Raw genomic sequence first — 19,268 nt, 5'->3', positions numbered from 1 at the left:
ACATTTGTTACTTCCAATAGGAAAGTGCGTAAATATACTAATTTGCTGATTTATTAACGCTTTGATGAATCTTTAGAATCGCTTCCTTCTAGTTTGACCAATTTATTATACAGACCCAGTAGCAGAAACGGAGCCGCCCACTGACCTACGAACAGACTTCTTTTGCGGTCGCTGGTGGTTTGCAAATAGGCAGAAACGCCCATGGAAGCCAGTGCTGCCCACAGAAATATGTCGGATGGCAGTTTAGCAGTCTGTTTTTCAATGGCTTTAGCTACAGGGCCTTCTTTGTGTTCCGGATTGATGTTTTCTAACGTTGTCATAAATGAACTGATTAAATTGAATACTTAATTTTAATGCCTAATCCTCCTCCGAGTGGTCCTTACCGGACAAAAGCTTTACAACAGCATACGTAACCACGACGCCAACCAATGCTTTCGTTAACAGCCCCTTACGATTGTATTTCCACTCGGCTTTCATGCCCTTTTCCGCGAAAATATTGGGGAAATGCCCTTGCCTGATATCATCGACAATGCCTTCTACTACGTTGACGCGGTCGGCGAGCAGCAACGGCAACCAGTGACCGTATTCCGATTCGCTAAACCGAAACGCAAACCGACGGATCTGACCACTGAGGCCGGATGGCGGAGTAGACGTACCGAAAACCGCACTTACGTTGGGACGTTCGTTGGAGTGAAGTATTTCAACATCAACGGGTTGCTGCACAGGCCGCTCCCAGGTATAGCCCTTCTGTTCAGCATCGGTACGATCCTTTAACGGATAGGTCGGGTCATTTTTGGGGTCGATATCCACCCCCCAGCCCAGAATATGCGAATACTTTTCTGCGAGCGCTTCTTTTGTTTCCATGTTACGTTGACGTTACGCCCTGGCTGAAGGCGGAATAAGAACGGGTTTAATGCAGTTGTCCAGTTTGTTGGCGAAGATGTTATATGCGTCGGCGATTTCTTCCAGTGGCACCCGATGGGTAACCATAGCTTTAGGATTGAGAACACCATTCTGTATATGCTCGATGAGCCGGGGCAGGTGCCGTTTTACCGACGCCTGATTAGCCCGAATGGTGATACCTTTGTTCACTACGTTGCCAATCGGAACCAGGTTATCGGTTGGACCATAAACCCCTACAATTGAGACAATTCCGCCTTTTTTCACCGAGTTGATGGCCCAGTGGAGCGCCGTTGCCGAACCCGCCTGAATCAATAATTTGCGTCCGGTAATGGTTTGTAAAGCGCTACCGGCCGCTTCGGCTCCTACGGCATCAATACAGACATCGGCGCCCAGCCAATCAGTTGCTTTCTTTAAAAACAGCACCGGATCGTCCATTTCTTTGAAGTTATAGGCCTCAGCAGGTGCGTAATTTCGGACGAACTCCAGCCGGTAATCAACATGATCGATCACGATGACCCGGCCCGCGCCGAACAGCCACGAACAACGGGCAGCCATAATTCCTACCGGGCCTGCACCAAACACTACTACCGTATCGCCGGGCTGAATACCCGCCATTTCGGCGGCCTGATAACCCGTTGGCACTACGTCGGTGAGGAGCACAGCATCGTCGGGGTCCATGTCTGGCGGAATCACCGTTGGGCCAAAATTCGCATATGGCACCCGCACGTATTCAGCCTGCCCGCCATCGAAACCGCCCGCCGTATGTGAGTAGCCGAAGATGCCCCCTACGGCCGTAGCCTGCGGGTTTGATTCGTGGCAATTGCCGTACAGACCCTGCTGGCAGAACGAACATTTACCACAGGCGATGTTGAAGGGAACCAGTACGTTATCACCTACTTTAAGTTTGTGGACATCGGACCCAACTTCTTCCACCACGCCAATGAATTCGTGGCCAAACGTAGAGCCAACGCGCGTATCTGGTACGTTGCCGTTGTACAGGTGCAGATCAGACCCACAAATGCAGGAACGGGTTACCCGCACAATGGCGTCTTCCGGATGTTTGATTTCGGGAAGGGGTTTAGAATCGATGCGGACCCGCCGGGGGCCCCGGTAATTCATAGCTAACATAAGAATTGGAATTGCGTGAAATGCTTGTGTTACGTTCCAGAGTACGACTAGTTCGTCGATTGACTAGTAGGCTTGGTTGCATTGACACCTGCTTTCCGGTCGCGTTGCTGGTTATGACTACCCGGCGAAATTTTGCCAGCGGCCCGGGCTGTTACGTCCGATTCGGTGCCCACTTTCGAAGGCGGAATGGGTTTGTTTGAGTTCGGACGTTTTTTACCCTCTTTCGAATAAGGAAGGCCTTTCCCTTCTGTCAGCCCTGATTTTGCTTTGCGGGCATTGTTAACGGGTCCGGCACCTTCCTGCCCTTTCCCTGCTCCGTCGGATTGAGCGTTCACACTGACCACTCCGGCCAGCAAAAGAAAACTGAGAATAGCTACGGTCTTTTTCATACGTTGAGTTATCGATTTTGATCATGATACGTCTCTCTGTAACAAATCAGGACGTACACAGGCCGTTTCTTTCGGAAAGAAGTAAGGAAACGGCACCCGCTACGTACCTGGAAACCATTTTCCAACGTAGCGGAAAGTTGCTACGTTATTCTCTGGGGTCCCGATTATCGTTGAGCATGTAGATAACTTGTCTGGCCAGACCGATAGCCCCCTGTTTTATTTTAGCCGTATCACCGGGCATATTGGCTACTACGCTGAATACGTGGTTGTTGAACAATACGTGCAGCGACTTCTTACCAGGTTCCCAGATGGCTTTATCGCCCACCCGGTTTACCGCCTGACCAGTAGCGGTGTTTTTCGCCGGTTCGACCAGTGGCGGAGCAGGGCTGGTCATGCCCTCAATTGGTCCGGATGGGTCAGCGCCACGGGTCGAATCCTGCCTGGGTGTTGTGTCTTCCATGCGGGCCGATACTTCTGCGCCAGTACCTTGCGGATCAGGGCCGGAAAGAACGGGTTTCTTTATGGTATCCTGTTGCGTAACCGGTTTGGCGTTGGGCTGAAACAATTTGTTAAAATGATATTCTGACTGAAAGACCGACTCAAAAGGCTTTTCGCTTTCCAGATGAAACCCGATTCGGTTCGAACCCCATCGAAATTCGCAGCTGTGGAGTTCACTGGATTTTTCAAATTCTACCGATTCGCTTACCTGAAACAGATTTCGCACGAATTCTTCGGGCAGGTAATTACAGGGTTCATCGTAATGGTAATCTGTGCTGAGTAAATAAACGCCCGTCACCCGTCGGCCTAAATGAGAATCGCCTTCGCCGGCTCCGCTACCTGTACTCATTGCATCACGTTCCTGATTGGCGCAAGCCGTCAGGCCCAGCCCCAGAAGTAATACGTTTAATTTTTTCATAATCGTAGTTAAAAAAGTTAGTCGCTTATTGACAGATTGAGTGGACTTATAACTGACGATTTCACGGCTGTCGACGTCAAACGTCGCTATTGTGAGGATATGGCCTGTTGACTATAAGCGAACGGCCCACCTCCAGATGCTGCGTCTCCATTGCCTAATTCATACCCGCTACGTTGCGACGGAACGAACGTAGCGGGGTTAATGGAAACATATTCAGCAGGAACGACCCTCCTGAAAAACTCTTCTACGTTATGAAACCAATTCCAACGAAAGTCCACGGTTTGCTCGATTACACAACCGGGGCATTATTTCTGGCTTCGCCCTGGCTGCTCGGTTTTGCCAATGATGGCGCGGCTCGCCGGGTAGCTGTTGGTACGGGGGTAGCCGTGCTGGGTCTATCGGCACTTACCAACTATGAAGCCGGTGTATCAAAACAAATTCCGATGACTACGCACCTGACTGTCGATAAAGTCAATGGTGTACTGGTAGCGGCTTCACCCTGGTTATTTGGCTTCGCGAAACGTATCTGCTGGCCGCACATTGCCTTTGGCTTACTTGAGGTAGGAGCCGGTTTTCTGACGCAACGCAAACCCGTTCGCAACAAAAAATGAGGCAAACGTAACGCTTAACCGTTTCCTCACTTCCTCATCCGTTACCTCATTTCATCAACTTTATTAGGGCTACTGCCGTGAATTAGTCCGTTGAACAGGTACAACTAAAACCAATCAACGTATGAAAAAAATGGTAATGACGGTCGCTCTGCTGGTAGCAGTAGCCACTGGAAGTACATGGGCGCAATCGGATGGTAGCACACCGGGCAGACGCCCCACACCCACCGCCGAAGGTACGCCGGATTCGAAAGCAGGTTCTCAACCTACTACGTCGGGGCAAGGTAAAAAATCGACAATGAGCGCGGGCTCAACTTCTTCACAATCAGGCTCAGGCAACGAAGGAAACAAGTTGGGTGGTGCTACGCCCCAGCGAGGTCATAAGTCAGGAACGATGAATAAACAGGCGGCTGGTGTGCCAACTACCAGCGGATCGAGTAGCAGCAGTGCCAACAAACCAAAGCAAAACCAATAACTCCCTAGTACATATGTTTTATCACGACAAGAAACTTCAGTATACAGTAAAAGTTGACAAGCCAAACCCGCAGTTTGCCAGGGCTTTACAGCAGGCTATTGGCGGTATTGAAGGCGAAATACGTGTCTGCCTTCAGTATTTATTTCAGGCCTGGAATTCGCGCGGGCCAGTACGTTACCGGGACATGCTTCTAAATACGGGTACGGAAGAAATTGCTCATATCGAGATGCTGGCTACGGCCGTTTGTCTGAACCTGGAAGGTTCGTCGAGCAGTGTCATCGAATCAATCGTTGGCGACGATCCAATTATGGAAAAAATCATGGGCGGTGGCGACCCACGGCACTTTCTGTCGGGCGGTATGGGGGCTTTGGCTGCCGATGCCAACGGAGTTCCGTTTAACGGCTCGTGGGTTGTCAGTTCAGGAAATATAGCTTCTGACATGTACGCCAACGTCATGGCCGAATCAACGGGTCGAACGCTGGCCACGCGCCTGTATGAAATGACCGACGATGCCGGAATGAAAGACATGCTATCGTTTCTGATTGCCCGCGACACCATGCACCAGCAACAATGGCTGGCCGTACTGGAAGAATTGGGGCACGGCGATATACGCGGTGTACATCCCATTCCGAATAGTTTCCCGCAGAGTCAGGAGCGTGAGGAGTTCAGCTACGTATTTGTCGATACCAACATCAACCCCGATTCGCCATCTGTCGGCCAGAATCGTCGCTGGACGCAAGGGCCATCCATGGACGGACGTAGCGAATTCCGGGAGATGAAAGCGCAGCCAGTGGGCGATGAGCCTCAGTTGGGGCCGCCGATGCCGGAAGGCCACGCGCAAACGGAACAGATTGAAAAGGCCGGGCAGAAATACTAACTGTTCATGCGTCCAATAACAGGTTGAGCCATTCGTCGGTCTTCGGACAGATCTGTGGTCTCAACCTGTTTTATTTTACCCGGCCATTGTTGGCCCGATTAGTCATTCTTTTATTATCCGTTATGCATCCCATACGTGCTACCACATGGAGCCAATTGATGGAGTGTTTGTATGAAAATGCCTGGATGCCAACCCTCCAGCGATTTCGTCCGTCGTTTGCCTTTCGGGGTTTGCCCGATGCTACGTATACGCTCAATACGTCCCTGATGCGGTTGGGCGGCAACTACGCTCAAATTGAAGGGCATTTGCTACGTAACTTCAAAAAGTACGCACTACGTAACGTGGTCGAGCGCGATTCATTCTGGTACTGGCTTTCCGTAGCGCAGCATCACGGCCTGCCTACCCGGCTGATGGACTGGACGTTTTCGCCCTATGTAGCGCTGCATTTTGTGACAGCCCGGACCGAGTTTTACGACCGCGACGGGGTTATCTGGTGTCTGGATTACAAAAAAGCACATCAGCAGCTTCCTGATTCACTACGTTATTTACTTGAAAATGAAGGGGCAGATGTATTTACCATCGAGATGTTGAGCCACCTACAGTCGTTACGAGAATTTGATAGTCAGTCAGAAGAGCCGTTTGCGCTGTTCTTCGAGCCGCCGTCTATAGATGACCGTATCGTTAATCAATACGCTCTATTTTCGGTCGTCTCCAACCCGACGATGGGTCTGACAAGCTGGCTCGAAAAGCGCCCCGATTTATATCGAAAAATAAATATTGCGAACGAGTTGAAATGGGAAATTCGCGACAAGCTGGATCAGGCCAATATCAATGAACGAGTATTGTTTCCGGGTTTAGACGGTCTTAGTCGATGGTTAAAGCGTCAGTACGTCCAGCTATGAAAGGTTATAAAGTTGTAGAGTTGAACTAGTTGCAGCGCTAACTCTATAACTCTACAACTTTATAACCCTACAACTCTACAACTTCTCTCAAAGTCTTTCTCAGGCCGACTTGGCATCACTTTGCCGTATGGCTCTCAGGATGATGATGGCCCCCAGGACGACAGGAAATAACCCGAGCAGAATTGATACGTTCTCTAAAAAGCCGGGTACCATGACCAGCAAATAAGCCAGTGCTCCGGCGATTAAAACAGACAGAAAATGCAGGAAATTTCCGGAATAGGCAGTGGGTTGTTTGTTGGTCGAAAGCATGAATATGTACATGGCTTGTATCGCTTCCAGAAAAGCATATAGAACCGCCCAGAAGCCCAGCGTACCCAGAAACAAATCGACCGACCCCCGCGAATACGTTATAAAGGCAATACCAAAACCAATGTCAAACAAACTACGAAGAAGCTCCCACAGGCTATTTCGGTCTGTTTGCAAGTTGCGAAAGGCGTAAATACCACCTAAAACGCCCGCTACGATCGTGAAGCCGCCAATTAATTGAGCGGCCATACTCGAAAATGAATTGGCAAACAAAAATAGGCTGACGCCAATAATGACATAAAAAATTCCCCGGCTGATTAATAGTCCCCGCTGCCTTGCAAAATCGGTCCTTTCCATAACGTTGTATTTAGTTGTTCTGTGAGTAGAACCTTGTTGGAAGCTGTGGGTTGATTTATTTATCGGGAAGTTGGGAAGCGGTTCGGTTCAGATGAAAAGACTCAACTTCCTTATGCTTAGGCACTATAAAATCTGGCTATAGATGCCCTTTTTCCACGTAATACCTACTTCTAAAGTCCTACACCTGTGGCTGGGTAAATTCGTCGTTTCACATAAATGGGTCAACGTTAATAAAACCTGTCAAATAAGCTAACGTGTTACCTACGTCAAGAGCGTCGGCAATACGTTAACTTATCCGTTGTTCACGTTACGTTGTCACTATCGCAAACAGATCAATTTATTAGTATTAAAACCCCGGATTTTGCTGCAATAAAGCGTTGTTATTGATCTCCGTTTGAGGAAAGGGGAACAGTAAATAATTAATATCCCGCGTGCTACGTACTTGCTGAATAATGTCCAGCACCGTAACCGGATGTATTACGTTTGGCGTCGCTATGGTTTGCCGAGCGTAGCGCAACAGATCGAACCAGCGTCGGGCGCTTTGTGTATGGCCGGGCCGTTACGCAGTTTGGCTTTAATGGAGGTTACTATTTCGCGAATTGATCGGCGCCTTTTTGAGGCCGGATTTCACGTTCCACTCCCTCACAATTAGGTGAGCAGTCTTAATCAAAGGGCCGTACAACTGGTTGATTAACGCAATACTTACACTCTATTTCTCATGCGCGTCCTTACCATTATAACCCTAAGTTTCTTATCGATTCCGGCGATTAGTCTGGCGCAAACGGAATCTGGCTCCACTTCTCCAAAAACAGGAACAGGAGCCGCCGTACGAGGTGCCCGAAAATCGCCAGAGCCGGCCGTAGTTGCGGGTAGTACCGAACGGAATAGCAGTATTCACGACTTTATTGCGTCATCGCCAAACTATACTACGTTGCAAAATGCGCTTCAGGCCGTAAACCTATATGCTACGTTGGCAGGCAGTGGCCCCTACACGTTGTTTGCTCCTACGAACGAGGCATTTAAGAAATTACCGACCGCCATGCAGTCGAGTTTACTGGAAGGCAGGAACCGCGAAAAATTGAAGCAATTATTGGCCTATCACCTGTTAAACGGCGTAGTTGATAAAGCCGAGTTGGCCAAACGAGTAAAAGCTGGTGGCGGTAAAGCCCAACTCCAGACGGTAGGGGGCGGTGTTCTTACCGCTCAACTTGGCGCAGATGGCCAACTGACGCTCAAAGATGAACAGGGCAAATCGATGTCTGTCAACTCGACCGAAAAGCGACAGGCAAACGGAGTTGTGTATGGCGTAGCTGCGGTTTTGCTGCCCAAAAATGCAGCTACTGATTTTCGATAATGACTTCTGATTAAGTCAGACCAAATTTTTCTCTTAGCCAATCGTCGCGTAGCGACCTAACCAGTAAACTCAAATTGGTTAGGTCGCTACGCGACGAAGATTTGACTTTGGGCGTTTCTGCTATAAACATTGGGTCGCTACGCGACGATTGATTAAGCAAATAGTTTCAATAAAAACCAGGCTATTATCAATTGATAATAGCCTGGTTTTTATTGAGTTCTACATTTTACCTTTAATATCCTTCGCTACGTTCAGGTGCGTTTTCACCAGTGGATGAGCCGCACTGCCTACACCTTTGAGACTTGGATCCGATGCGCTGGACTCCACTTTCGACATAACGCCGTCGAGTTTTTGGTGACCTTTCACACCGATTTCATCCATGTACATTTTATCAAGCGACGCGCCCGACATGCCCTGTAGTTTCGAAACCATCGCCTGTGTTTCGGAGTCGGGGCTAGAAGGCAACGTAATGCCTTTGGCGCTGGCAATCTCTTTTAATTTCGTAGACAAACCCGTTTGCTCATCTACTTCGGCCTGCGCATATTCGCGCACTTCAGGGCTAGTAGCTTTTTGCACAGCCACCTGACTAACAGCCATTTGCATCATGCCACCTTTGGCTACTTCCATCATCAGGCTCTGGTCGGCGCTGGATAGTTTTGCCGGAGTGGCCGATACGGCTCCCACCGCTGCAGCCCCTTTCTGATTCTGGCTATCAAACTCGGCTTTGGTTTCTTTGCCGACCATCGTCGTACCCGAGTTCATGTTGCCGCTGTTTTGCTGCGCGAACGTAGCGCCGGCTGTCATCAGAGCCATCATCAGGCCCATTGTAATCGATTTCGTTTTCATAACGTGAACTTGTTTCTTTTAACAAATTAAGCTTAGATCATTTTAACGGTTTGTCTAAATGGGGTGTTTGTCCACTCCTGCGGTATTCCAGATATTGTTAGGTAACGAGTCCTTACGGATCAGGACTTAGCCGGTTCAGCCTCTGAGTCGTTGGCTGATTTACGGTCCGTAAACTTCTGGGCTTCTTTGGGTAAGCGATTTGTCCAGACAAAAACGGCAATCATACTCAGCGCACAAAAGATAAAAGGAGCCATTGTGCTTATACCCGAAAGCAGACTATTCACCAACGCCGATACAAAACTGGCCAGTCCGCCCAGCGCCTGAATGTTGCCGAACATCTCGCCCTGACTCCCTCCTTCTTTAATCATGATGGAAAGTAGACTACCCGTTACGCCTGTCATTAGCGACACTGTTAGCGCATCCACTCCCGCCACTACGTAGAGAAGCGTTTCAGATTTATCAGAGAAAATATAAAACCCCTGCAACACCACACTGAGCAGAGCCAGAAAAAGAATGACCTTGCGTTTATTGACACGGTGCGCAATAAACGTGAAGAAAACGATATTGGCTATCAGGGCCAACCCGCCAAAAAAAAGAAAGAAACGGGCCGTCTCGCGGGGGGTCATCGTCAGGTAGCTATCTGTCAGGAAAGCAACAAAAAAAGAATAATAACCCATGCCAAGCGTAGCCAGCATGTTCATAATAAAAACAGGTTTGATCCCCGGTAGCTCTTTCTCGGCATCGGCAAGCTGCTGCCACAGCGAAACTATTTTCAGGGAATTAAGCGATTTCTGAGCCAGCTCTTTCACTTCAACCGGTTCTTTTTTCGGGTTGGTCTCTTTGAACAGAAGAGCCATGCCAATACTCAGAAGGCCTAGTATTAACAGCAATATGACAGTACGTAACGGCGTGATTTGTCCGGTATCTGTCATCAACAAGAGCACACCCGCCCCCATCGGCCCAATGATCGGGCCTGCCCCTACAATGAAGCTTAAAATACCTGAGTATCTGAGCAATTCATCTTTTTCCGCAAGATCGGCCATCGAAGAACGCATCACCGAATACAAGCCGTTGGTTGCTCCTTTTAAACATCGATTGGCTACGTATCCCCAGGTTTGCACCGGCAGCAACAGCAGAGTTGTAAACCAGGAAGCGATCGTAGTGGCAATAGCGGCCGGTCTTCGACCACGCTTGTCGGACCATTGACCGATGGCAGGTGCAAACGCGAGTTGTATACCCAGCATTAAGGCTGTTCCGGCCGTGAGCAGAACGGGCTGGGCGGGTAAGTCTCGAACGTAATCGGCAATTAAAGCGCCTAAGCCATTCGCGGCAATGATGTCAAACAGGGTAATTGCGAAAATAAGTAGTAAAGAAAAGCCCTTGCTCATTACGTTAATTTGTCAATTCTCTTTTAAGAAGCCGGCTTACTACGTCGTTTTAGTACAAATCTGTTTATCAAGATGTGGGCTATTCGGCAACTTAGGAAGCACTAGTTACCGTTTCTGCCCTGACGTAGTGTTTTTTGTGGTGAAGGTTTAACTCACCAACAATAGGGCATGTTATGAAAGTAAGCCAATGGTCTACTGGTTAACTGGCACAGTTCAACAACTCTGGCTACGGATTGACTAGCAACATACGTAACACCGGCTACGTGTCTCCATGGCCTGTTTTCTGTTTATAGCAAATTGACGGTAGGCTTATAAAGTGCTGAATCTGGCCTTCAATTTCTGATTAGCCTGCGGTTTCAAAAGGGTACCATGCCCAAAGACAGCCTGGTCGAAACTGTAATCGGCCATCTCCAGAATGCTCCGAAGGCCTAACAACCGGTCTTCGTAGACCATGCTAAAGGACAAACCCAGTATGTTGGCACAGGTATCGCCCGCAATCATTACGCCTTCTTCCTTAAGCCATAAAGCGATGTGGCCGATACTATGCCCTGGCGTATGGAGCACCTGAAGACCACCGGCTACAGGGATCACATCGTTATGGCCCAGTCGCTCGTCAACGCTCACGGGCGGAATCGCCCCGCTCCCTCCTTTTATCAACAACTGGTAAATCAGCCAGTTGACGATTCCCGGTGATGGATAAACTGGTGAATGGCCGCTGGATCCTTCTTCCAGCAGAGGAGCCTCTAACTGGTGTGCCAGCACAGGTACACCCAGTTTGGCTTTTATGGCCGACACGCTGCCCGCGTGATCGGGATGGGCATGAGTCAGAATCACTTGTTTAATGGCATATGGATTTTCGCCATTCTTTTGCAGCAGAGAGAATATCGCTGCCAGGCTGCCGGGGTAACCCGTATCGATCAGCGTTAGTCCATCATCTTTGATCACGAATGCATTGACGGCGCCCAGCCGTAGTTGATACAGCCGAGAGGTAATGCGCTGTATACTAGCCATACCGTTCTTTGTTAGCGTTTCTGCGGTAATACTGAACGTCTATGCGTGAGCTGGCAGATAGATGGTAAAGACGGCCCCCGCTCCGGGTTGACTACTCACCGAAATCTGTCCCCCATGATTTTCCACGACTTTTTTGACAATCGCCAGGCCAATGCCCGTTCCACTGTACTGATTACGCCCGTGCAACCGATGGAATAATTCAAAGATGCGTTCCTGCGATGCTTCATCAAAGCCTATCCCTTCGTCGGCAACCCGTATAGCAATCCAACTTTCGGGCTTGACGATTGAGGGGGGCTGAGGTAACTGATCAGCAGAAACCGGGAAGCTATCTACCCGAACCTGGGGCGGTTGCCCTGGCTTGGTAAACTTTAACGCATTCGCCAGTAAGTTTTGTAGCAGTTGGCGAAGCTGAATCGCATTACCCATCAATGTTGGTAAGGGCGTACTGCTTACCTGAGCGTTTGTATGCTGAATAGTAGCTTCCAAATCACTCAATACGTCTGCAAACAGCGTTTGAAGCGATACTGGTTCGATCGGAAGCGACGGGGTCGATAGCCGGGAGTAATCCAGCAGACCCCTGATGAGAATTTGCATACGTCGGGCTGCGTTCTGTTGACGACGTAGCAGATCCTGTCCGGTTTCATCCAGATTTTCGGCATGATGACTGAGCAGCAAATCGGCGAAGGCTTCGATTTTTCGCAAGGGTTCCTGTAGATCATGCGAGGCTACGGAGGCAAACTGCTGCAAATAAGCATTGGATCGACTTAGCGCCCTATTGTTGGCTTCCAGTTTCTGTTGATAAACCCTCAGGGGAGTAATATCGGTGGTAATCATCAGAATACCCCCCCGGAAGGGTTGAATGTCATACTCATAAGTCAGACCCAACTCTGGATACTCGACGGGGGTGTGGATGGGAACTTGCGTATTCACCACCGAAACCAGTGCCGCAAACAGCGCCCTTTGTTTGACAGCCGGAAAAAGGGTCAGTAATGTCTGACCATTTATCGTTTCCTGCGTAATAGCCTGGTCAAAAAATGGCGAAAATAAACCCATGGTAGCTGGATTAGCCAGCGGAATTTGAAAGTCAGCAACTTGCCCCATCTCATCAACTACGGGTTCCATAACCACAATACTATTGACCGAGCTGTTGAGTACGCCCTGAACTAAGTCCGCCTGACGCTGACCCTCCAATTGCGCCCTTCTACTGGCGGATATATCCATAAACGTAACAATCACCCCGCCCGGTACAGCTACGGCCGCTATTTCATACCAGATGGTAGCCGCTTTGTTACTCCACTCAAAGCGCTGATCGACACCCGTTTGCGCAGCAGTCGCGTACTTTTCAAATAGCCCATTGACCAACTGATGCGGCATGAGCACGGATAAGCTTTTGCCTTCCAGCGCTTCGGCAGGGTAACCTAGTGTTTGCGCCAGGGTAGCATTGACTTTTTCCAGGATAAAATCCACCAGTTGCCCATCAGTGTTAAACACACTTTTCAACCAGGCAATACCAGTTAGCGAATGGTCCAGCACCAGTTGCAACCGCTCGGCTTCCCGCTGCTGCGCTTGTTGCGCTTCTTTCTGCGCCGTAATGTCCAGTGTGGTCAACACAAACCCAGCGCCATGCCGCACCGCCCGACAGTCGAACCAGATCGTACGGGCAGCCAACTGATGCGTGGTTTCGAACTGATCGGGCTGACCCGATTCAACGACGGCTACGTAGCGTTCAAACAAGCCATTGTGTTTCAGGTAAGGGTAAAGTTCCAGCATACGCTTGCCGACGGTCGAATCAGCGGGCCGAAAGGGGCGATAAGCAGCCAGCTCATTACCCGTACTGGTCATGAAATCCACAATACGGCCGCCTGAATCCCGAATGGCCTCATAATAGCGAACAGAGGCTGGCGAACTGCTCATTACACTTTCCAGCAGAGCGGTCGTTTTTTGCCCTCTTGTTACATCCTGAAAACAAACCAGCAGGCCATCATTATACTTGGCGACCGATACGTCGAGCCAGAGTTCTCTGGTTGGCAAATAAAGCAGTTGCTGATGAGGTTGCCCTGTAGTTACTACTCCTACGTAGCGATGAAATAAATCATACGCCTGCATATTAGGGTAACGCTCACTGATAGGCTGGGTTAATATATAATCTCGGGGTTGATTCGTAATGGCAGCGCCCACGGGGTTGCACAGCACAGCCTGGAAATCAGCAATTTGCCCGACTGAATTACGTATCGCCCGAAACACAATCAACCCAGCAGGCATAGCATTAATCACCTGCTCGAGAGAACCCAACTGATCAGTATTCGGCTTTTGCCAAAGCAGCGAAAGGACAACGATTCCTGAGGAAGCTTTTACCAGATGGCACTCATACCAGGCGGCACCAGAGGCCGGATGGTCGAAAGGTTGCAATTGAAAGCTAGTGTTGCTTTTTTGCTCATCAAGCCGGTTAAGCTGGCTGGCTATTTCAGCCGAATTGAACGGGTATGGTAATTGCTCAAGCCAAGCGCCCTGCAACGAAACAGACCCTGCTAGTTGCTGGGCCGCTTCATTCGCCTGTATTACCTGATACGTGGTAACAAGGTCAGTGGTGATCTGGAGCACCAGAATTGCATTATTGATTCCGGCAGGTACATCGGCTGGCTGACCAGCATTGGGTTGCGTAAGGAAGTTCACAAGCTTGGTAGCAGGCCGTTGGGGCAAGGGAAGCGAAGTTACTAATAAGCGTAAAAACACTTATTAAAAATAAGCGCCTAACTATGTTAAGTAACGGATCGTCGTTGAAAATAGTAGAAGTTATCTAGAGAAATTAGCGTGTAAGCGCATGGTCTTAAAATGGTGACGCCCGTTGAGTATTAACAGACGGGCTAAGAAGACTAGTAAAGCATTTCGTAACGCCTGGAACTAAAATTAGGGGGTTGATTGACTAATTTGAGACAGAATGAATAGTTTTTGAGACAGAATTGACAGTCCACTTCATAAGGAGCCGCGACCTTTGGTGGACTTAAAGCACTATGTTGCCAACGGTAATACGCTTAGAGGTTATCTCATTTGCTCAACAAATAAGCGCTCAGCAACTTGGCTATTTTAGTTATGGATAGCGAAAACGGCGCTAAAAACGATGCTAACGGGATTACATATTCAGCTAAGTAATTCTCTGATTTTTAAAAGGCTGCTTGTTTTTATAAATACAGGCAGGGATGATAGCGCTTTTAGTACTGTAACCTTTTTACTCAGGTCTGATTCAATGTTAATGACTGACAAAAATCAACCCGTTGAAGCCCTTTTAGAACACTACGTCTTTATGGTTGCTACGCAATATATTGACCAGGTAGATACCGAATTGCAGGCTAAATTGATAAAGTTGGTGCTTGATGTGGGAAAAGAACCGCGTCAGGACGATCATGCTAGTCCAGAAGTTACCCTTCGGAGTAAATAAAGGTCCGGAATCCCGATATTTTACGTACCGTTTGTGCTAAATACTGAACCTTGGCGAAACGTAGTATAGTTATGCTGGCCCTTTTAGTGTATGTCTTGCAAGAGCAGACTAATTTATTTGCTGGCGCTGGTTCATGAATTCAGAGGGAGTGAGCTGGTAAAGCTTACGAAAGCACTGCGAGAAATAAGACGGGTTCGAAAAACCGACCAGGTACGCCGTTGCAGTTATGGTTTGGCCTTGCCGCAAATACTCCGTTGACCGCTTCAGTCGGTAGTTTTGAATCAATTCATTCACTCCTAAACCCGATAGTGCTTCCAGTTTGCGGTAGAGACTAGCCCGGCTCATACCGATCTTACGAGACAATTGGTTGATCCCAAATTCTGAGTCATCCAGATTTTCATTCAGTATAGTATAAAACTGGGTCAGGAACGGATCGGTTTCACTCAACTCCTCATCGGATAAAACCTTATCTGGCTGGGTAAAACTTTGTTGTACCCATTCGCGCAGTCGGCGCCGATTATCCAGTAGATTTCCAACTCGAAGCTGTAGTTCAGTCAGATGGAAAGGCTTCGCGATGTAATCATCAGCACCGACCCTCAACCCGTTGACCCGATTAGCCAGCGAACTTTTTGCCGTCAGTAAAATCACTGGGATATGACTGGTATGCGGATCTGCCTTCAGTTTTTCACACAATGTATAGCCATCCATAACGGGCATCAGTACGTCGCTGAGAACCAGATCGGGCATCCGCTCGATAGCGATACGAAGTCCTTGAACACCGTCGCTGGCACGTACTACCTGATACCAGGCTGGTAAACTTTCGCTGATGAAATCGGCCAGATCGTTATTATCTTCCACCAGCAGGATAAGTGGCGATTCGATGTTCGGTTGAGAGGTAGTAAGTAATTGGCCGGTTGGTTGGTCATGGGTAGTTTCCTGTGCCGGCTGCTCACGGAAAGCGGGTTGATACGGAAGCCGAATTGTAAAGGTCGTTCCTACACCAAGCTCACTATTAACCAGAACAGTACCTGCCTGTACGTCTACTAATTCTTTAACCAAGGCCAGACCAATGCCGGTTCCTTCCTGCGAACGGGTTGGGGAGTCGTCAGCCTGATAGAAGCGATTAAAAATAAAGGGCAATTGCTCCGGGGCAATACCTATTCCGGTATCAGCCACAATGATCTGAACCAGTTCATCAGCGGTTTGCTGTAACGTAACCATCACCTGACCGCCCGCTCGACTGAACTTGATCGCATTGGACACCAGATTATAGATGATACGTTCCAATTTAGCCCGATCAAACAAAAAATCGCCCGTGAGTTGGGGTTGATAGCTTAACGTAACACCCACCCGTTCGGCTTCCTCCCCAAATGAACGTACTGTTTCATCAATAAACTCACTTAAATTCCCGACCGACTTCTGGACCGGCATGGCGTTCGCTTCCAGCTTCGACAAATCGAGCAGTTGGTTAATGAGCTCCAGCAGCTGGTAAGCGTTACGTTCAATAACGCCGAGCCGTCGCTGATCGTCGGTATCGGTGTGTTTTTGTTTTAACTGCTGAGCAGGCGTTAAAATCAGCGTCAATGGAGTTCTGAATTCGTGCGTTACGTTCGAGAAAAAACGCGTTTTTATCTCATCAATCTGGCGCAGCTGCTGCGTTTCGCGTTCCTGAAATGCCAGATTTTGCTGCTGAAGAGCAAGCTGCTGCTGTAAGCGTAATCGGTTGGTATAGGAACGTAGCACTACGTAGGCTATGCCAAAAATGATGAGTCCATATAGTATATACGCCCACCAGGTTGCCCAGAATGGCGGATGAATAATTACTGACAGGGTACGTACGTGCGAACTCCATTGGCCCGACGTATTGGATGCATTCAGCTTGAGGACGTAGTGACCGGGGCTTAAATTCGTATAAATAGCCAGCGGTTGATTCGTCTCAACCCATTGATTTTTAAGCCCTTCTAGCTGATACCGAAACCGGTTCTTTTCAGGTTTGTTGTACTGGGCAACCGCGAATTGAACTGTCAGGAAATTTTGGTCATAAGGCAGTTTTAATTCTTGTAATGTCTGAACGGGCAGGAAGGGTGTAGCCACACTATCAGCCTGTCTATTCAGCGATAATGGCTGGTTATTAACCTGAATCTGAGTGATTTCAACGGAAGGCGAAAAGCGGTCATCCTGAATCTGACGGGGCGAAAAAGCCGTAATGCCTTCCAGCCCTCCCGTATAAATTTGCTCATCAGCAGTACCTCGTTTGGGAAGGTACAAAAAATGAAAGCGGTTAAATTCGTCGGCCAGCAACCCATCTTCGTGCGTGTAAGTGCGCATCTGAAAGGTTTTTCGATGCATACGTACCAATCCTTTGTTGGTCCCGATCCAAAGATACCCCTGCTGATCCGGGATGGCCGAGTAAATTACATTATTGGGAAGCCCGTCGGCTTCGGTAATACGTCGACTTTGACCAGTACGTTTGTCAAAGGCGCAGAGACCTTCACCGAACGTACCGATCCATAAACGATTCGGATCGGTCGGGTCGGCTGACAAACAAAATAGCGTATTACTACTAATCGATACCGGGTCGGCAGGCACATGTGTAAACTGCCGATGAACGCCCGTTCGTCGGTCAACCCGAATCAGGCCCCTGGCTAAACTAGCAATCCACAGTGCCTGTTGATCAACCACCAATTGTAATTGAACTCCAGCACCTGGAATACGTATCTTATGCCCAAACGGAATCCATTTATTCGTCTCGGGCTGGTAATACCAGGCTAACGAATCATGCGCAACCCATACCTGCCCGGCTGGATCGGTGGCCATCGGATAGGGGTTGGCTCCTTTCGCGGGCGCTGGTATAGTTGTTAGCTGACCACTGGCTAAGTCCATCCGTTGAAATGGTTCACGAGCTACGTTAAACCAAAGTCGTTGATGTTGATCGATGGTGTACCGAAAGTCGTAACTAGTGCGGTTAGCCACAAAGGAGGGCGGCAGGGGCTGCTGAACACCTAACCAACGCCGAAGCAAATCAACATGAAAGGAAACTTGATAAGGCGCTGTCTGAAAAGGGTTTCCCCGCAGATCATACGTTTGGATACCTCCCCCATTCGTCCCTACCCAAAGCACATCTGAGCGATCGACCCACAAACTTCTACCATGCTCAATATGAGAGAGCGTGGCGGGAGAGCTAAGCGGCTGGACTCCCTCCTGATTGGTATATCGGTACAAGAAACCTTCTCGCAGAAAATAGATCACGCCCTTGCTATCGGTTGCGAACTGCATTTGATTCCATATGTATTGCAAGCGGGGAAGGGGATACTGTTGCGTTTGACCCGTGAGCGGATTGAGCCGGATCAAATGCTGGCTGGTTCCAATCAGAAACTGCCCGTCCGGAGCTCGGTAGAGGCCATTTAAGTCATCGTGAGGCACCGGAAAGGTAGGAGACACAAAACGCTGCTGGGCTTCGTTAAAATAGCTAAGCCCTAGCCGAGTGGCGACCCAGATGCGCCCCTGCTTGTCTTCGGCAACACCAATTCCCTCGTTATTAGGCAATCCATTCGGTTGATCTTTCTGATGACGAAAAAGCTGACATCGTCCAGTACGAGTGTCATATAAACCAATTCCCTGATTAACGAAAGCAATCCAGAGTCGATCCTTCCGGTCCAGACAGATCGTGCCCGGCTGCTGGAATGCTTTCTTGTAGGCAGGGAGTTGAGAAACATTAGTAAACGTTTCGGTACGTGGGTCAAATCGATCCAGATCCCCTCGTTCACTCACGATCCAGATCATACCATGATGGTCCAGTACGAGCCGGATCAATCCGGGATAGGAAAGTGATGGCTTTCCATTAGCGGCTGGCCTGAAAATCCGGAATGTCCGGCCGTCGTACCGGCAAAGTCCGTCGCGGGAAGCGATCCAGATAAACCCCTGCCGATCCTGAACGATGCCCGTGATGTAAGCCTGGGGCAACCCTTGCCGATCATTAATTACCCTGGGCGGAGGTAAAGCCGACGACTGGGCTAAAGAAGAATTGCCAATTAGATTGATAGACCAACTTACCAGTAGTAAAAGACAATGCCGAGTTAGGTTATACAGGCCCATGCCAGGTCTGATTATGTTGAGTTACGAAGAGAAAAGTTAACGGGTTTTGGTCGGTCATTCGGTGTTAGCAGGCAATCAAAGCGGTGACACCATCGACACTGTAAAGAGCTTTCCTACAAATGTTGTGCTGAAAAAATGGCAGCATTTGTGGCTAATATCGACAATCTGAGACAGGATTAACAACATTTGAGACGGAATTAACAGTGCACATAATCTATAGTTAAGACTTTTGTCATATTGAATATACTGTGTTTTCAATTTTAATAACATATAAACT

The 19,268-nt window shown here is 48.8% G+C and carries 18 protein-coding genes; 6 read left to right on the top strand and 12 right to left on the bottom strand.

Annotated features, from left to right (window positions below; all coding sequences use genetic code 11):
* Nucleotides 1-53: 53 nt before the first annotated feature.
* The 5 genes from ACYVF1_RS08220 to ACYVF1_RS08200 form a co-directional block, all read right to left on the bottom strand.
* A complete protein-coding gene (locus ACYVF1_RS08220) occupies nucleotides 54-320 on the bottom strand; it encodes a hypothetical protein (RefSeq protein ID WP_461077433.1) in 267 nt (88 codons plus the stop codon).
* 37 nt (nucleotides 321-357) lie between these two features.
* Nucleotides 358-864: a hypothetical protein gene (locus ACYVF1_RS08215; protein ID WP_461077431.1), complete on the bottom strand. Its 507-nt coding sequence runs from the start codon at nucleotides 862-864 to the stop codon at nucleotides 358-360.
* A gap of 12 nt (nucleotides 865-876) precedes the next feature.
* Nucleotides 877-2,031 carry a zinc-dependent alcohol dehydrogenase gene (locus ACYVF1_RS08210; RefSeq protein ID WP_461077429.1) on the bottom strand — a complete coding sequence of 385 codons (1,155 nt, stop codon included), beginning with the start codon at nucleotides 2,029-2,031 and terminating at the stop codon, nucleotides 877-879.
* A 47-nt stretch (nucleotides 2,032-2,078) separates the two neighbouring features.
* On the bottom strand, nucleotides 2,079-2,420 hold the full coding sequence (locus ACYVF1_RS08205; RefSeq protein WP_461077427.1) for a hypothetical protein: 342 nt from the start codon (nucleotides 2,418-2,420) through the stop codon (nucleotides 2,079-2,081).
* Nucleotides 2,421-2,565: 145 nt separating this feature from the next.
* Nucleotides 2,566-3,336 carry a hypothetical protein gene (locus ACYVF1_RS08200; protein WP_461077425.1) on the bottom strand — a complete coding sequence of 257 codons (771 nt, stop codon included), beginning with the start codon at nucleotides 3,334-3,336 and terminating at the stop codon, nucleotides 2,566-2,568.
* Between the two features lie 251 nt (nucleotides 3,337-3,587).
* Between ACYVF1_RS08200 and ACYVF1_RS08195 the strand changes: the two genes are divergently transcribed.
* The 4 genes from ACYVF1_RS08195 to ACYVF1_RS08180 all read left to right on the top strand — a co-directional run bounded on the left by ACYVF1_RS08195 (nucleotide 3,588) and on the right by ACYVF1_RS08180 (nucleotide 6,198).
* Nucleotides 3,588-3,947, top strand: coding sequence for an SPW repeat domain-containing protein (locus tag ACYVF1_RS08195; protein ID WP_461077423.1), 360 nt, complete (start codon nucleotides 3,588-3,590; stop codon nucleotides 3,945-3,947).
* A 121-nt stretch (nucleotides 3,948-4,068) separates the two neighbouring features.
* The gene (locus ACYVF1_RS08190) at nucleotides 4,069-4,419 is read left to right on the top strand and encodes a hypothetical protein (RefSeq protein WP_461077421.1); all 351 of its coding nucleotides are present in this window, start codon (nucleotides 4,069-4,071) and stop codon (nucleotides 4,417-4,419) included.
* 13 nt (nucleotides 4,420-4,432) lie between these two features.
* Complete coding sequence (locus tag ACYVF1_RS08185; RefSeq protein ID WP_461077419.1) at nucleotides 4,433-5,296, top strand: manganese catalase family protein; 864 nt, start codon at nucleotides 4,433-4,435, stop codon at nucleotides 5,294-5,296.
* 122 nt (nucleotides 5,297-5,418) lie between these two features.
* The gene (locus ACYVF1_RS08180) at nucleotides 5,419-6,198 is read left to right on the top strand and encodes an FRG domain-containing protein (protein WP_461077417.1); all 780 of its coding nucleotides are present in this window, start codon (nucleotides 5,419-5,421) and stop codon (nucleotides 6,196-6,198) included.
* Nucleotides 6,199-6,297: 99 nt separating this feature from the next.
* On the opposite strand, the gene ACYVF1_RS08175 is transcribed toward ACYVF1_RS08180, so the two are convergent.
* Complete coding sequence (locus ACYVF1_RS08175; RefSeq protein ID WP_461077415.1) at nucleotides 6,298-6,861, bottom strand: DUF308 domain-containing protein; 564 nt, start codon at nucleotides 6,859-6,861, stop codon at nucleotides 6,298-6,300.
* Between the two features lie 346 nt (nucleotides 6,862-7,207).
* On the bottom strand, nucleotides 7,208-7,378 hold the full coding sequence (locus ACYVF1_RS08170) for a RagB/SusD family nutrient uptake outer membrane protein (RefSeq protein WP_461077413.1): 171 nt from the start codon (nucleotides 7,376-7,378) through the stop codon (nucleotides 7,208-7,210).
* Nucleotides 7,379-7,579: 201 nt separating this feature from the next.
* Between ACYVF1_RS08170 and ACYVF1_RS08165 the strand changes: the two genes are divergently transcribed.
* Nucleotides 7,580-8,215 carry a fasciclin domain-containing protein gene (locus tag ACYVF1_RS08165; RefSeq protein WP_461077411.1) on the top strand — a complete coding sequence of 212 codons (636 nt, stop codon included), beginning with the start codon at nucleotides 7,580-7,582 and terminating at the stop codon, nucleotides 8,213-8,215.
* Nucleotides 8,216-8,434: 219 nt separating this feature from the next.
* Here ACYVF1_RS08165 and ACYVF1_RS08160 read toward each other — a convergent pair whose 3' ends face one another.
* The 4 genes from ACYVF1_RS08160 to ACYVF1_RS08145 all read right to left on the bottom strand — a co-directional run bounded on the left by ACYVF1_RS08160 (nucleotide 8,435) and on the right by ACYVF1_RS08145 (nucleotide 14,133).
* On the bottom strand, nucleotides 8,435-9,061 hold the full coding sequence (locus ACYVF1_RS08160) for a DUF4142 domain-containing protein (protein ID WP_461077409.1): 627 nt from the start codon (nucleotides 9,059-9,061) through the stop codon (nucleotides 8,435-8,437).
* A gap of 119 nt (nucleotides 9,062-9,180) precedes the next feature.
* Nucleotides 9,181-10,449: an MFS transporter gene (locus ACYVF1_RS08155; protein WP_461077407.1), complete on the bottom strand. Its 1,269-nt coding sequence runs from the start codon at nucleotides 10,447-10,449 to the stop codon at nucleotides 9,181-9,183.
* Between the two features lie 309 nt (nucleotides 10,450-10,758).
* A complete protein-coding gene (locus ACYVF1_RS08150; RefSeq protein ID WP_461077405.1) occupies nucleotides 10,759-11,460 on the bottom strand; it encodes an MBL fold metallo-hydrolase in 702 nt (233 codons plus the stop codon).
* Nucleotides 11,461-11,499: 39 nt separating this feature from the next.
* A complete protein-coding gene (locus tag ACYVF1_RS08145) occupies nucleotides 11,500-14,133 on the bottom strand; it encodes a PAS domain-containing sensor histidine kinase (protein WP_461077403.1) in 2,634 nt (877 codons plus the stop codon).
* Nucleotides 14,134-14,578: 445 nt separating this feature from the next.
* On the opposite strand from ACYVF1_RS08145, the gene ACYVF1_RS08140 reads away from it, so the two are divergent.
* The gene (locus ACYVF1_RS08140) at nucleotides 14,579-14,896 is read left to right on the top strand and encodes a hypothetical protein (RefSeq protein WP_461077401.1); all 318 of its coding nucleotides are present in this window, start codon (nucleotides 14,579-14,581) and stop codon (nucleotides 14,894-14,896) included.
* A gap of 108 nt (nucleotides 14,897-15,004) precedes the next feature.
* On the opposite strand, the gene ACYVF1_RS08135 is transcribed toward ACYVF1_RS08140, so the two are convergent.
* Nucleotides 15,005-18,991: a hybrid sensor histidine kinase/response regulator transcription factor gene (locus ACYVF1_RS08135; RefSeq protein ID WP_461077399.1), complete on the bottom strand. Its 3,987-nt coding sequence runs from the start codon at nucleotides 18,989-18,991 to the stop codon at nucleotides 15,005-15,007.
* Between the last annotated feature and the right edge of the window lie 277 nt (nucleotides 18,992-19,268).

The sequence above is a fragment of the Spirosoma flavus genome, from assembly GCF_054778555.1.
Note: the sequence above shows the minus strand (reverse complement) of the source record. Positions and strands in the feature narration are given on the sequence as shown.

Bases quoted from the DNA above. Each gene is read 5' to 3' on its own strand.
- ACYVF1_RS08220 (WP_461077433.1), bottom strand. From the start codon at position 320: ATGACAACGTTAGAAAACATCAATCCGGAACACAAAGAAGGCCCTGTA.
- ACYVF1_RS08215 (WP_461077431.1), bottom strand. From the start codon at position 864: ATGGAAACAAAAGAAGCGCTCGCAGAAAAGTATTCGCATATTCTGGGC.
- ACYVF1_RS08210 (WP_461077429.1), bottom strand. From the start codon at position 2,031: ATGTTAGCTATGAATTACCGGGGCCCCCGGCGGGTCCGCATCGATTCT.
- ACYVF1_RS08205 (WP_461077427.1), bottom strand. From the start codon at position 2,420: ATGAAAAAGACCGTAGCTATTCTCAGTTTTCTTTTGCTGGCCGGAGTG.
- ACYVF1_RS08200 (WP_461077425.1), bottom strand. From the start codon at position 3,336: ATGAAAAAATTAAACGTATTACTTCTGGGGCTGGGCCTGACGGCTTGC.
- ACYVF1_RS08195 (WP_461077423.1), top strand. From the start codon at position 3,588: ATGAAACCAATTCCAACGAAAGTCCACGGTTTGCTCGATTACACAACC.
- ACYVF1_RS08190 (WP_461077421.1), top strand. From the start codon at position 4,069: ATGAAAAAAATGGTAATGACGGTCGCTCTGCTGGTAGCAGTAGCCACT.
- ACYVF1_RS08185 (WP_461077419.1), top strand. From the start codon at position 4,433: ATGTTTTATCACGACAAGAAACTTCAGTATACAGTAAAAGTTGACAAG.
- ACYVF1_RS08180 (WP_461077417.1), top strand. From the start codon at position 5,419: ATGCATCCCATACGTGCTACCACATGGAGCCAATTGATGGAGTGTTTG.
- ACYVF1_RS08175 (WP_461077415.1), bottom strand. From the start codon at position 6,861: ATGGAAAGGACCGATTTTGCAAGGCAGCGGGGACTATTAATCAGCCGG.
- ACYVF1_RS08165 (WP_461077411.1), top strand. From the start codon at position 7,580: ATGCGCGTCCTTACCATTATAACCCTAAGTTTCTTATCGATTCCGGCG.
- ACYVF1_RS08160 (WP_461077409.1), bottom strand. From the start codon at position 9,061: ATGAAAACGAAATCGATTACAATGGGCCTGATGATGGCTCTGATGACA.
- ACYVF1_RS08155 (WP_461077407.1), bottom strand. From the start codon at position 10,449: ATGAGCAAGGGCTTTTCTTTACTACTTATTTTCGCAATTACCCTGTTT.
- ACYVF1_RS08150 (WP_461077405.1), bottom strand. From the start codon at position 11,460: ATGGCTAGTATACAGCGCATTACCTCTCGGCTGTATCAACTACGGCTG.
- ACYVF1_RS08140 (WP_461077401.1), top strand. From the start codon at position 14,579: ATGCTAACGGGATTACATATTCAGCTAAGTAATTCTCTGATTTTTAAA.
- ACYVF1_RS08135 (WP_461077399.1), bottom strand. From the start codon at position 18,991: ATGGGCCTGTATAACCTAACTCGGCATTGTCTTTTACTACTGGTAAGT.